The sequence below is a fragment of the Streptomyces sp. NPDC093544 genome (assembly GCF_040683495.1).
Taxonomy (GTDB): Bacteria; Actinomycetota; Actinomycetes; order Streptomycetales; family Streptomycetaceae; genus Streptomyces.
In genome coordinates this window covers 24771-37729 of the sequence record NZ_JBFBEA010000017.1, presented here as the reverse complement: position 1 = coordinate 37729, position 12959 = coordinate 24771, and the positions used below count along the sequence as shown (strand labels likewise).

The 12959-nt window shown below is 68.0% G+C and carries 12 protein-coding genes; 7 read left to right on the top strand and 5 right to left on the bottom strand.

Translation table 11 applies throughout. The features are described from left to right. The first annotated feature begins 38 nt into the window (after positions 1-38). Together mqnC and AB0N66_RS25420 are read left to right on the top strand one after the other, a co-directional pair. Complete coding sequence (gene mqnC / locus AB0N66_RS25425; RefSeq protein WP_365439125.1) at positions 39-1238, top strand: cyclic dehypoxanthinyl futalosine synthase; 1200 nt, start codon at positions 39-41, stop codon at positions 1236-1238. A 28-nt stretch (positions 1239-1266) separates the two neighbouring features. Continuing rightward, the gene (locus AB0N66_RS25420; RefSeq protein ID WP_365439123.1) at positions 1267-1713 is read left to right on the top strand and encodes a hypothetical protein; all 447 of its coding nucleotides are present in this window, start codon (positions 1267-1269) and stop codon (positions 1711-1713) included. A 118-nt stretch (positions 1714-1831) separates the two neighbouring features. On the opposite strand, the gene AB0N66_RS25415 is transcribed toward AB0N66_RS25420, so the two are convergent. Continuing rightward, the gene (locus AB0N66_RS25415) at positions 1832-2857 is read right to left on the bottom strand and encodes a chitinase (RefSeq protein WP_365439121.1); all 1026 of its coding nucleotides are present in this window, start codon (positions 2855-2857) and stop codon (positions 1832-1834) included. 391 nt (positions 2858-3248) lie between these two features. On the opposite strand from AB0N66_RS25415, the gene AB0N66_RS25410 reads away from it, so the two are divergent. From AB0N66_RS25410 to AB0N66_RS25395, 4 genes are all read left to right on the top strand, one after another. Next, on the top strand, positions 3249-3569 hold the full coding sequence (locus AB0N66_RS25410; protein ID WP_365439119.1) for a hypothetical protein: 321 nt from the start codon (positions 3249-3251) through the stop codon (positions 3567-3569). Between the two features lie 19 nt (positions 3570-3588). Beyond that, a complete protein-coding gene (locus tag AB0N66_RS25405; RefSeq protein ID WP_365439117.1) occupies positions 3589-5928 on the top strand; it encodes a bifunctional polysaccharide deacetylase/glycosyltransferase family 2 protein in 2340 nt (779 codons plus the stop codon). Positions 5929-6060: 132 nt separating this feature from the next. After that, on the top strand, positions 6061-7338 hold the full coding sequence (locus AB0N66_RS25400) for an acyltransferase (RefSeq protein ID WP_365439423.1): 1278 nt from the start codon (positions 6061-6063) through the stop codon (positions 7336-7338). 109 nt (positions 7339-7447) lie between these two features. Next, positions 7448-8140, top strand: a complete 693-nt coding sequence (locus tag AB0N66_RS25395; protein ID WP_266831057.1) for a demethylmenaquinone methyltransferase — start codon at positions 7448-7450, stop codon at positions 8138-8140. A gap of 165 nt (positions 8141-8305) precedes the next feature. On the opposite strand, the gene AB0N66_RS25390 is transcribed toward AB0N66_RS25395, so the two are convergent. Both AB0N66_RS25390 and AB0N66_RS25385 read right to left on the bottom strand, forming a co-directional pair. After that, on the bottom strand, positions 8306-8647 hold the full coding sequence (locus tag AB0N66_RS25390) for a PASTA domain-containing protein (protein ID WP_365439115.1): 342 nt from the start codon (positions 8645-8647) through the stop codon (positions 8306-8308). A gap of 92 nt (positions 8648-8739) precedes the next feature. Then, on the bottom strand, positions 8740-9246 hold the full coding sequence (locus AB0N66_RS25385; protein WP_365439113.1) for a GNAT family N-acetyltransferase: 507 nt from the start codon (positions 9244-9246) through the stop codon (positions 8740-8742). Positions 9247-9344: 98 nt separating this feature from the next. Here AB0N66_RS25385 and AB0N66_RS25380 point away from each other — a divergent pair, with 98 nt between their 5' ends. Then, positions 9345-10640 (top strand): geranylgeranyl reductase family protein, encoded by a 1296-nt coding sequence (locus AB0N66_RS25380; RefSeq protein WP_365439111.1) that lies wholly within the window; start codon positions 9345-9347, stop codon positions 10638-10640. 101 nt (positions 10641-10741) lie between these two features. Here AB0N66_RS25380 and def read toward each other — a convergent pair whose 3' ends face one another. Next, a complete protein-coding gene (gene def / locus AB0N66_RS25375; protein ID WP_365439109.1) occupies positions 10742-11371 on the bottom strand; it encodes a peptide deformylase in 630 nt (209 codons plus the stop codon). 199 nt (positions 11372-11570) lie between these two features. Then, on the bottom strand, positions 11571-12413 hold the full coding sequence (locus tag AB0N66_RS25370; protein ID WP_365439107.1) for a C40 family peptidase: 843 nt from the start codon (positions 12411-12413) through the stop codon (positions 11571-11573). Positions 12414-12959 lie beyond the last annotated feature (546 nt).

The window sequence follows — 12959 nt, the reverse complement described above, 5'->3', positions numbered from 1 at the left end:
CTTGGTCCGTCCACACCCTTATGAAAGGGACACTCCCGGTGACCGAGAAGGCCGACCTTCAGTCCGTCCTCGACCGTGCCGCCGAGGGTGGGCGAATCACCCCGGAAGAGGCGCTCGACCTCTACCGCGACGCTCCGCTGCACGCGCTCGGCGTCGCCGCCGACGCCGTACGCAAGCGGCGGTACGCGGGAACCGAGCACATCGCCACGTACATCATCGAGCGCAACATCAACTACACGAACGTGTGCGTCACGGCGTGCAAGTTCTGTGCGTTCTATGCCGCACCGAAGGACACCGCCAAGGGCTGGTCGCGTGACCTCGACGACATCCTGCGCCGCTGCGCGGAGACCGTCGAGCTGGGCGGCACGCAGATCATGTTCCAGGGCGGGCACCACCCGGACTACGGCGTCGAGTACTACGAGAAGCACTTCGCCGCGATCAAGGAAGCCTTCCCCCAGCTGGTCATCCACTCCCTCGGCGCGTCCGAGGTCGAGCACATGGCCCGTATCTCCAAGGTGTCGGCGGAAGAGGCCATCGCGCGGATCCACGCGGCGGGCCTCGACTCCTTCGCCGGCGCCGGTGCCGAGCTGCTGCCCGCGCGGCCGCGCAAGGCCATCGCCCCGCTGAAGGAGAGCGGCGAGCGCTGGCTGGAGATCATGGAGATCGCGCACGGTCTTGGCGTCGAGTCGACGTCCACGATGCTGATGGGCACCGGCGAGACCAACGCCGAGCGCATCGAGCACCTGCGGATGATCCGCGACGTACAGGACCGGACCGGCGGCTTCCGCGCCTTCATCCCGTACACCTACCAGCCCGAGAACAACCACCTCAAGGGCCGCACCCACGCCACGATCTTCGAGTACCTGCGAATGATCGCGATCGCCCGCCTCTTCATGGACAACGTCGCCCACATCCAGGGCTCGTGGCTCACCACCGGCAAGGAAGCGGGCCAACTCTCCCTGCACTACGGCGCGGACGACCTCGGCTCGATCATGCTGGAGGAGAACGTCGTCTCCAGCGCGGGAGCCAAGCACCGCTCCAACCGCATGGAGATCATCGACCTGATCCGCAAGGCGGGGCGCGTCCCGGCCCAGCGGACCACGACGTACGAGCACATCGTCGTCCACGACGACCCGGCGAACGACCCTGTCGACGAGCGGGTCATGTCGCACATCTCGTCCACGGCGATCGAGGGCGGCACGGCCCACCCCGAGCTGAAGCTGCTCGCGTCCAACTGACAACCGAGGATCGGCAACTGACCCCGCCGTGCTGACGATTCACGCCGCCGACGAGGTGCGGCGCGCCTGGGACTCGGCACCTCTCAAGGACGGTGCCGTCGCCGTCGAGGGTGACCGGGTCGCGGGCGTCGGCACGCTCGACGAGCTGCGCGAGCGGTTTCCGGCGGCGCGGGTGCGGCACTGGCCCGGAGTCCTCGGGCCCGCCCTCGTCCACGAGGGGCCGCTGCCCGAGGCGCCGTCACCGCGCGAACGCCTGCACGCCGTACTGAAGTCGGGCGCCACCGCCGTACTGGCGGAGTACGTCGGCACGCCCGACCTGCGCACCGCCGCCTCCCGCAACGACATCGCCGTACTCCCCGGCATGAAGAAGCCCGCGATCGCCGACACCGGACGTGCCGACCTCGCGGTCTTCGACGCGGACGGGGCGTGCGTCGCCACCGTCTGCGCGGGGCGCCTGGTCCACAGGCGTCGTTAGACCGCTAGACCGCTAGACCGCTAGACCGCTAGACCGCTAGGCAGTTAGGCAGCTAGGCAGCTAGGACCTGTGCTGGCTGCCCCAGCCGTCCGGGTGGTGCCCCAGCCGCCCGGGTGGCTCACCCGGCGAGCGCCCCCGCGAACGCCCCCGCGCTCTGCTCGACCCCGCTGCAGTCCGTAGCCGCGTCGTCGTTCGCCGAGTCGCCCGCACACTGCTGGTCGCGGAAGGTCGACCACAGTGAGACCCAGGCGACCCCCTGCTCCTCGGCGAACGTCCGGACCTGGGCCGCGTCGGACAGGGTGAACGTCTCGTTGTCGATGTCGTTGACGCCGATCATCGAGGTGAGGGCGAGGCCGTGCCAGGCGTTCGCGGAGGAGAGGCCGAAGACGTCCGCCAGTTGGGTGTGGGCGGCCTTGGCGGAGGTGATCGCGTAGTCGCCCATGTCACCGTCGTACGAACTGCCGTAGTTCATGGTCATGATGTTGATGGTGGAGACCGCCACGGAGTTGTCGTTGGCGGATTCCAGGAGCGCCAGGCTGTCGGCGTCGAGGCCGGACGGCATCACGGGCAGGGTGAAGGAGACCTCGAGGTCGGTGCGCTCCTTCTGGAGCAGCGCGATCGCCTCGGAGCGCAGCGCGACCGAGGCGGAGTCGGTCAGCGCGTCGCCCTCGATGTCGAAGTCCGCCTGTGTCGACCCGGCGGCGTCGAGCGCGGCGCCGTAGGCCGCGGCGAGCGCGGATGCGCTGTCGCAGGTCTCGGCGAGCTCTGTGCCGGACGCCCCGCCGAAGGAGACACGCACGCTCGCGCCGGACTCCGTGAGGGCGGAGATCCGTGACTTCACGGCCGAGTCGTCGATGGCGGACGTGTCGTTCCACTTCGGCGTGCAGTCGCTGCCGTCCGAGATCACGAAAGCCAGGTTGTACGTCGTGGGGGACCCGGTGGAGTCCGTGTCGGAGGCGGTCGTGGCGCTCACATAAGGGGCGTACGAGGTGGACGACGACGTGGACTGCGCGGGGGACGAGCTGGTCTGCGAGGGCTCCGAAGTCGCCGCGCCCGAGCTGTCGTTACCGCCCGAGGAGCACCCCGCACAGGCCAGAGCCACCAGGCAGACGAGCCCGGCGGCCGGCTTCAGGAAACTCCTCATTGCGCATGCACCCGCTCTCGTGATTTCTGTCTCAGGATGGAAACAAAGCACGTTTCCGCAGTGGAAAGGTGTCACATCCGGCCTTGATTCATGAATACAGGAAAGACACAGACGACTCATGGGAAAGTGCTCATGAATCGGATAAGTCGGGCGTGGAAATGGCGCATAAGGTATATATGTGACCACCCTGGGCTGGGAGGATGTCCATGGATTCTCTCAGGGAAAAGACAGGTTAAGACGCTTCTCATTGGCGGCTCACATGGGAACCCGAGTTTTTGACACATAAACCCCTCCTAATGTCTGGGGAATGCAATCCGAGTCCGCCATCGATAACCGTGCCACTGCGCACGGCCGCCGCAAGAAACGTGGCAACGGGTCCGCGGACGGTCCCGTGTTCGTTGACAACTCCGGGCGCAGATCACGTCTGCTGCGCCGAATCGGCACCCTCCTCGGTGTCATCTGCCTGGGGTACGCGGTCGTGCTCGGCATGGCCTTCATGGGCTGGGGCATCTCGGTGACGCCCTCCGCGCTGCTCCCCTTCAGGGGCGGCCAGGCAGGCGGCGCACCCGGGGCCGGGGGCCACGGGCAGCTGCCGGGAGGCTTGGCCCGCACCGGAACCCCGCCCGCGCAGCCCGCCGACGTCCCCACGGGTGAAGCCACGTCCTCGCCGTCCACGTCCCCCTCCGCGTCCGCCTCCACCGGCGCCAACTGACCGGAGCGCACAGACACTTATGACTACGACGCCCTCGCGCGGTCGCCGACGGGCCCCCTCCAGGATGGAGCGGGCCGCCGGCCGGGCCGCGGCGCTGCAGAAACCGCGTGTGATCCTTGCCGTGCTGCTCCTGCTGGCCCTCTCCAGCGTGATGCTCCTCGACGGCTATCTGCGCTCGGAGATCGGCAACGATTCGCGCATCCGTGACGGCGCGGCCTACGACAAGGTCCCCCAGAAGGTCCTTGACGGCGGCCCCATCCTGACGTTCGACGACGGCGCGGAGAAGACGCAGTCCGTGCCCGACAAGACCATCGTGCTCACCTTCGACGACGGTCCCAACCCGACCTGGACTCCACAGATCCTCAAGATCCTTGAGGAGAACGACGTACACGCCACGTTCTTCGAGGTCGGTTCGGCGGTCTCGCGCAATCCGGGCATCGTGAAGGACCTGGTGGCCCAGGGCAATGAGGTGGGCATCCACACCTTCACGCACGTCGACCTCTCCTTCCAGAGCACGGCGCGGCTCCAGCGCGAGTTGAAACAGACGCAGCTCGCACTGGCGGGTGCCGCGGGGATCCAGACGACGCTGTTCCGCGCCCCGTACTCCGCCGAGATCGACGCCGTCGACAACTACAGCTGGCCGGTCTACGAGGAGGTCGGCGCCCTGGGCTACACCACCGTCTTCGTCGACGACGACAGCGACGACTGGAAGCAGCCGGGTGTCTCGGAGATCACCAAAGGGGCCACGCCGAAGGACGACAAGGGCGCCGTCGTCCTGATGCACGACGCCGGCGGCAACCGCGAGCAGACGGTCGCGGCGCTCAGCGCGTACATCAAGGACATGAAGGCGAAGGGGTACTCCTTCACCACGGTCAGCGGCGCCGAGGCCAAGCTGCGCAGTCAGGACTCGGGCGACGCTGAGGCCGTGGGGGTCGCTCAGCAGCCCGGTCAGTCAACGGAGTCCGGTCAGTCTGCAGCGCCCGGTCAGTCCGGGGCGTCCGGTCAGCAGCCGCCGGGGGCGGCGCAGGGCACCGCCGGCCGGAACACCGAGCAATCCGCCCACACCAAGGCCACCGGCGCCATCCTCTACGAGGGCAAGGCCCTCGTTGCGGCGGTCGCGGTCGCCGAGTGGGTCGTACCGGTACTCGCCTGGTTCCTGGGCGTCGTCGGCTTCGCCGTCATGGGCAGGTTCGGCATGATGCTGATCCTCGCCCGCCGCCACCACAGACAGCGCAACAGGAAACGCGGCAAGCGCGGCGAGTTCAGTTGGGGACCGACCGTCACCGGGCCGGTGACCGTGATCGTGCCCGCGTACAACGAGAAGGAGTGCATCGCCAACACCCTTCACTCGCTGGCGAAGAGCACCCATCCGATCGAGATCATCGTCGTCGACGACGGTTCCACGGACGGCACGAAGGAGATCGCGGAGTCCCTCGGCATGCCGAACGTCCGGGTCATCCGGCAGGAGAACGCGGGCAAGCCGGCCGCGCTCAACAACGGTGTGCGCAACGCGAGTTACGACATCGTCGTGATGATGGACGGCGACACCGTCTTCGAACCGGACGCCGTGTTCCAGCTCGTGCAGCCCTTCGCGCGCCCGGAGATCGGCGCGGTCGCGGGCAACGCCAAGGTCGGCAACCGCAACACGCTCATCGGCGCCTGGCAGCACATCGAGTACGTGATGGGCTTCAACCTCGACCGCCGCATGTACGACCTGCTGCGCTGCATGCCCACCATCCCGGGCGCCATCGGCGCGTTCCGCCGGGACGCGGTCCTTGAGGTCGGCGGCATGAGCGAGGACACGCTCGCCGAGGACACCGACATCACCATCGCCATGCACCGCGGCGGCTGGCGGGTCGTCTACCAGGAGCACGCCATCGCCTGGACGGAGGCGCCGGGTTCCTTCAAGCAGCTGTGGTCGCAGCGCTACCGCTGGTCGTACGGCACCATGCAGGCGCTCTGGAAGCACCGCAAGTCCCTTGTGGACAAGGGTCCTTCAGGCCGCTTCGGCCGTGTCGGCATGCCGCTGGTCGTGATCTTCCAGATCGTCACGCCGATCTTCGCGCCGCTCATCGACGTGTTCACCATCTACTCGATGATCTTCGTGGACTTCCAGGCGGCACTGCTCGCCTGGCTGGCCGTCCTCGGTATCCAACTCTTCTGCGCGGCCTACGCGTTCCGCCTCGACAAGGAGAAGTACCGCTACCTGGCGATGATGCCGCTCCAGCAGCTCGCGTACCGCCAGATGATGTACCTGGTCCTGATCCACTCCAGCGTCACGGCCCTGACCGGCGGACGACTCCGCTGGCAGAAGCTCAAGCGCACGGGTGAGGTCGGGACTCCGGCGGGGGTGAGCTAGGTGAGCTGGGGGCCTGAACAACCGGGGCAGGGAGGGCAGCCGCGGCAACAGGGGCAAGAGGGGCAAGAGGGGCAACAGGGTTACGGGCAGGAGGGGTACGGCTACGGGTACGGGGAGCAGCCCCGGCCGTACGTGCGGGGGTACCCGCAGCAGTACGACCAGGGGTACGTACAGCAGCCGTACGCGCAGCCGCCCGCGCCTTACGAACCCTACGAGCAGCCCTGGCAGTACGTTCTCGAGGAGCCGGAAGGGGTCTCGACCACCGCCCAGTTGACGCCGGTACGGTCCGCGCCTCCGGATCTCGTGCCGGAAGAGCCGGAGCCGGAGCCGGAGCTGGAGTCGGAACAGGATCCGAAGCCCCCGCCCAAGCCGAAGTCCGGCGGCCGTGACCGCTACTTCGACGCCCTGCGCGCAGTGGCACTCGTCCGCGTGGTGACCTACCACACCTTCGGCTGGGCGTGGGCCGGCCTGGTCTTCCCGTCGATGGGCGTGATGTTCGCGCTCGCCGGCACGCTGATGGCCAAGTCCCTTGAGCGCCCCGCGTTCAAGGTGGTCAAGAGCCGGATGCGGCGACTGCTGCCGCCGTTCTGGTTCTGGGGTGTCTTCGTCGTGGTGGCGATGATGATCCACGACTGGATGCCGGGCTGGCAGATCGTCTTCTGGATCGTGCCGGTCGGTGATCCACCGGGCAACAAGTGGGGCGTCCAGGCCTGGGAGATCCTCTGGTACCTGCGGACGTACCTCTGGTTCGTGCTGCTGTCCCCGCTGCTCCTGTGGATCTTCCGGAAGGCACCTCTTCCGGTCCTGCTCCTCTCCCTCGTCCCGATCGTGGTGTTCCAGTACGAGTGGACGCCGCCGTGGAACCGCTTCGGCAGCGCCCTCACGGACCTCGCCACCTATCTGTTCTGCTGGCTGGTCGGCTTCGCGCACCGCGAGGGCGTGCTCCAGCGGCTGAGACCTCCTCTGGTGGTGCTGGCCTCGCTGGCGGCGCTGGCGTACGGCGGCTGGTACGCCTTCGCCCACCAGGGGGAGTTCGGCACGTACGACCTGGACGAGATCCCGCTCGCCCAGGCCTTCTGGTCGGCCGGCTTCGTGACGCTCCTGATGTACTTCAAGGCGTACCGCGACGTCGACTTCGCGTGGCTGGCCCGCTTCAAACGGCTCGACAGGATCGTGACGATCTTCAATGCGCGAGCCGTGACGATCTATCTCTGGCACGAGATCGCACTGGTACTGGCGGTTCCACTGATCGACCAGTTCTGGAAGGTTCCCGCGTTCGAGAAATGGCTGCCGCTGGAGAGCCAGTGGTTCATGTTCGGCATCGGCTGGGTGCTGATCTGGATCGCGATCCCGCTCTTCGGCTGGGTCGAGGACGTCGCGGCGAAGAAGAAGCCGAAGCTGCTGCCGTAGGCCTGCTTGCTCAGGTCGCCGCCGTGAGGCGTTAAGTCCTTTTTGTTTAAGACCGGCGTACGGGCCGGGCGCTGGAGAGTCGCCCGGTCCGTACTGCCACAATGGGGGTGTGACCCGCGCATCCCTGAACAAGCAGCCGCACGAAGTCGCCTCGATGTTCGACGACGTCGCGGAACGCTACGACCTGACGAACGACGTGCTCTCCCTCGGCCAGGACCGGGTGTGGCGCAAGGAGGTCGCGAAGGCGGTCGACGCGCGGCCCGCGCAGAAGATCCTGGACCTGGCGGCGGGCACGGCCACCTCGTCGCTCCCCTTCGCCCGCACCGGCGCGTACGTCGTCCCCTGCGACTTCTCCCTCGGGATGCTCCGCGTCGGCAAGAAGAACCACCCCTGGCTGCCGCTGACGGCGGGCGACGCGACGAAGCTGCCCTTCAAGGACGACACCTTCGACGCGGTCACGATCTCCTTCGGGCTGCGCAACGTGCAGGACACCGACGCGGCGCTGCGCGAGCTGTACCGTGTGACGAAGCCCGGCGGCCGGGTCGTCATCTGCGAGTTCTCGCATCCGACCTGGGCGCCCTTCCGCACCGTCTACACCGAGTACCTGATGCGCGCGCTGCCGCCGGTCGCCCGCGCCGTCTCCTCCAACCCCGACGCGTACGTCTATCTCGCCGAGTCCATCCGCGAGTGGCCCGACCAGCCCGCGCTGGCCGAGCGCCTGCGCAAGGCAGGCTGGTCCAAGGTGGCGTGGCGGAACCTGACGGGCGGGGTCGTGGCGCTGCACCGGGGCTTCAAGGCCTGACCCAGGGGCTGCGGTCGGGGGCTTCGGTCGTACCTGAGGACCTCGAACGGAAGGCCTGAGCCAGGTGCTCTGCTCCGGTCGAGGGCTCCGGTCAACGGAAGGCCTGAGCCAGGTGCTCTGCTCCGGTCGAGGGCTCCGGTCGGCGGCTTCGATCAGTGGCTCCGGTCAGTACCTGAGTACCTCGAACGGGTCGCCCGGCTCGTCGAGTTCGCGGTGCAGACCGCCCGGCGAAGGACCGGTCCGGCGCGGCTCGTGCACCCCCGCGCCCCCGCCACCCTCGGCGTCGCCGAAGTCGAACCACACCGTGATCACGGTGCCGCGCGGCACCTCCGAGCCGGGCGGCGGATACTGCCGTACGACGTAGTCGACGACCGTGAGATGGAAGTCGGGCCGGTCGGGCGCGATGAGCCGCACACCTCGTGCCTCGGCAGTCTCACGCGCGTCCACAGCCATCAGGCCCACGAGCCGCGGTACGCGCACTTCGGGTGTCTTGGGTGTTAGGCGCACGGACGTCACCCCCAGCGGTACCGGAAGGGTAAGCCTCGGCCCTGCCCTTCCGGAAGCCGTCGGGCGACGGGCCGTCGGCCGTTCAGCAGCCGTCAGAGGGCCAGCTGGAACCTGTGTGCCAGTAGGGGCGAGGCCGGCGACGTGTGCGTCTGAGCGAACTCCATGCCGAGCCGTCTCGTCACGGCGATGGAGCGTTCGTTGCGTGAGTCGACCATGGCGACGACATCGCAGACTCCCGCCGCGCGGAGCCGCTCCAGGGTGGTGCGCGCGGCCGCGGTCACATACCCCTTGCCCCAGTGCGCCCGCCCGAGCCGCCAGCCGATCTCGATCTGCCCCGTCGGCCCCCACGCGTGCGGCCACGGCTGTGCGCCGGTGAACCCCAGCACCTCGCCCTCCGAACCGAGCATGGTCCACAGACAGAACCCGAGCTCCGCGTCGTGCCGGCGCTGCCGCGCGGTGAGCTCCTCGTACACGGACAGCTCGGCCGCTCTGCCCCCGTGGAACTCCATGACCTCCGGGTCGGCGAAGATCCGGTGCCAGGCGAAGGCGTCCTCGTCGGTGGGGACTCGGAGTGTCACGTCGGGGAGAGCTCGGTTCACGGGGCAGCCCTTCAGCCAGCTGATCAGTACCGCTGCATAGACTGCCCATGTCCAGTGCCCGTCGGCACCTTGATTGCGAATCTTGGGGAGAACCCGCCGTGACCGAGCCCCAGCCCCTCTCCGAAAACACCGCCGATGTCATCGTCGTCGGGGCCGGGCCAGCCGGTTCGACCACCGCGTACTACCTGGCCAAGGCCGGACTTGATGTCCTGCTCCTGGAGAAGACCGCGTTCCCACGGGAGAAGGTGTGCGGCGACGGACTGACCCCGCGCGCCACCAAGCAGCTCGTCTCCATGGGCATCGACATCTCGGAAGAGGCCGGCTGGCTCCGCAACAAGGGCCTGCGCATCATCGGCGGCGGCGTCCGCCTCCAGCTGGACTGGCCGGATCTCGCCACCTTCCCCGACTACGGACTCGTCCGCAAGCGCGACGACTTCGACGAGCAACTCGCCCACCAGGCGCAGAAGGCGGGCGCGCGCCTCTACGAGCGCTGCAACGTCGGCGCCCCGATCATCGACGACCGCACCGGCCACATCACGGGCGTAAACGCCAAACTCGGCGACACCGGTGAAAAACGGGACGTCACCTTCCACGCCCCGCTCGTGGTCGCGGCCGACGGCAACTCCACCCGCCTCTCCCTGGCGATGGGCCTGCACCGCCGCGAGGACCGCCCGATGGGCGTCGCGGTCCGTACGTACTTCACCTCCCCGCGCCACGAGGACGACTACCTGGAGTCCTGGCTGGAGCTCTGGGACCGCCGGGGCGCCGAGGACCGTCTCCTCCCCGGCTACGGCTGGATCTTCGGCATGGGCGACGGCACGTCGAACGTCGGCCTCGGTGTCCTGAACACCTCCGACTCCTTCAAGGAACTGGACTGGCGCGAAGTCCTCAAGGCCTGGTGCGCGTCGATGCCGGAGGACTGGGGCTACACGCCGGAGAACATGACGGGCCCGATCCGCGGCGCCGCCCTGCCCATGGCCTTCAACCGTCAACCGCACTACACGAAGGGGCTGTTGCTGGTCGGCGACGCCGGCGGCCTGGTGAACCCCTTCAACGGCGAGGGCATCGCCTACGCCATGGAGTCCGGCCAGATCGCCGCCGACGTCATCGTCCAGGCGCACGCGCGGGCCACTCCCGGCCAGCGTGAACTGGCCCTCCAGCGCTACCCGCGCGTACTCAAGGACACCTACGGCGGCTACTACACGCTCGGCCGCGCCTTCGTGAAGCTCATCGGCAACCCGAAGGTCATGAGGATCGCGGCGGAGCGTGGCCTGACCCACCCGCTCCTGATGAAGTTCACGCTGAAGATGCTCGCCAACCTGACGGACCCGACGGGCGGCGACGCGATGGACCGCATCATCAACGGACTGTCGAAGGTGGCTCCGAAAGCATGATCATGCGGGACCACCTCCGACTCGGTCCTACCAAGGCGGCACCCAAGGCCTGACCGTGGCCGCCGGGCGGGGCATGGCGGGTCACCGCCCGCGCAGACGGGTCACTGCCCGCTCAGCCCGGCTTCCTTGACCGCGCGGCGGGCGAGGACCCGCTCACGCCGGTCCTCCATCTGCCGCAGCGCGTCCCGGCGTTCCCGCTTGGAGAGCCGGTCCAGGTAGACCTGACCGTTGACGTGGTCGGTCTCGTGCTGGAGGCAGCGGGCGAAGTACCCCGTCCCCTCGATCGCGAGGGCGTTCCCGTCCTTGTCGAAGCCGCGCACGACGGCGCGATCGGGGCGGGGTACGTCCACGACGGCGCCCGGCACCGACAGGCACCCTTCGCCCTCGTCGAGGAGTCGTCGTCCGGCCGGGGCGAGCTGATCCAGGACCGGGTTGGCGATATGACCGACATGCCGGACTCCGTCGTCGTCCGGGCAGTCGTACACGAACAGTCGCAGATCGACGCCCACCTGATTGGCGGCGAGGCCCGCTCCGTCCGCGACCCGCATCGTCAGGAACATGTCGCCGATGAGCGCCGCGAGATCGGGACCGAACTCGGTCACGTCCCGGCACGGCCGGTGCAGCACTTCTTCCCCGACCTCGGTGATCCGGCGCACCACTCCGCGCCGGGCTTCCGGCGAGAGTGCCGGATACGAGTCGACGGGCTTGCCTTGTACGAACACTCGCGGCATGGCTGTGTCTCCTTCAGGTGTGAGGCTGTTGTGAACCCTTGTGGGTCCTCGTGGAGCCTTGCGGCTCACGACAGCAGAACACCTGGCACAGCGCCAGCAGCACACCGGACACGGCGCCAGCAGCACACCGAACACGGCGAAGGGACCGCCGCTCTCCCGAGCGACGGCCCTCAACCGCAATGAATTCCTGCGAGTCGGTTCAGAGAACCCGCACCGCACCGGTGGCCGGGTAGCCCGAAAGGTCCTGAATCACCACACCCTTGGAGGGGTTGGCGGCGTCCAGGTACTGGCCGTCGCCGATGTACACACCCACGTGGTACGCCGAACCGGCCGAACCCCAGTACAGGATGTCCCCGACCGCGAGGTTGGACAGCGAGACCGGCGTACCGGCCGTCGACTGGTCACCCGAGACGCGCGGCAGGTCCACGCCGGCCTGCTTGAACGCGGCCTGCACGAGACCGGAGCAGTCCCACGAGTTGGGGCCGGTGCCGCCCATCACATACGCGTCACCGACCTGCGCCTTGAGGAAGGCGATGACGGTCGCGACACTGCCGCTGGCCGGGGCGGAGACGGTCGTCGACGTCGACGCCGAGGCGGACAGGGTGGTCCGCTCCGAGGAACGCGAGGCGGCCTCGGCAGCGGCGGCCTTGCGCGCGGCCTCGTCGGCGGCCTTCTTCTTGGCCGCCGCCTTCGCCTTTGCGTCGGCGAGGTCCACCTTGGCCTGCTGTGCGGCCTTGGCGGCCGCAGCGTCACGCTCCGCCTGCAGTTCGTAGTTGGCCGCGGCCTGCTGGGTGGCATCCGCGGACTGCGCGATCTGAGTGGCCAGATCGGCCGTCAGGGCGGACAGGTCGAGCGTCTGCGTCGTCGTCGAGTCGGCGGCGCTCGCCGAACCGGACGCCCCAGCCACTGCCAGGGTGCTGAGAACGCCACCGGCAACTCCGGCGCGCATCGCGAGCGTCGAGCCGTTGCGGCGGGGTTTCCGGTGGCTGCGTATGTGAGCGGTGTGGGACATGAGTACAACCGGTACCAGGGACTCCCTCATACCTTCAAGAAACGTGTGCTGCGCCACAGTTGTTCAATCCCTGTGCCGAATTCACCTGGCGTCACTCCTTATTGACGCCGTAACGGGCATTGCGGACACGACCCATCAAGCCCGTGATCATGGGCTTTCCGCATTACGTCCGGATTGCCCGCCGCCTATCACCGGTTGGATCGATGGCCAAGCCCTGCTTATTCGGACCATAGGGAGATGTGGTGCAGGTCACGGAACGGTCACCGCGGCGACGGCGTCTCGCGCGGAATCCCGACCGCCGTCGCTCGTGAACGCGTGCACGCGTCCACATCCGCCCTTCGCTCTCCCTCTGACGTGTGAACGTGCCCTCTATCAAGGCGGTGCGTCCAGCACCAATTTGCATGCAGCGGAAGTCTCTTGATATGGAGACGCCGTCCTGGACCTGGGGTGACGAGCAGAAATATCACCTCTCGTGACCGGGTGGACGCTTCACGTACGAAGATCTGCGCTCGTCCGACTTCATGATCGTTCGCCAGGTGGTGGAGATCACAAAGTCGTTGTCGTACCCCGTGTCGC

What these genes read in the sequence shown, in the direction of transcription:
- AB0N66_RS25415 (WP_365439121.1), bottom strand. Translation starts at nt 2,857, where the DNA reads ATGAGGAGTTTCCTGAAGCCGGCCGCCGGGCTCGTCTGCCTGGTGGCT.
- AB0N66_RS25370 (WP_365439107.1), bottom strand. Translation starts at nt 12,413, where the DNA reads ATGAGGGAGTCCCTGGTACCGGTTGTACTCATGTCCCACACCGCTCAC.
- AB0N66_RS25405 (WP_365439117.1), top strand. Translation starts at nt 3,589, where the DNA reads ATGACTACGACGCCCTCGCGCGGTCGCCGACGGGCCCCCTCCAGGATG.
- def (WP_365439109.1), bottom strand. Translation starts at nt 11,371, where the DNA reads ATGCCGCGAGTGTTCGTACAAGGCAAGCCCGTCGACTCGTATCCGGCA.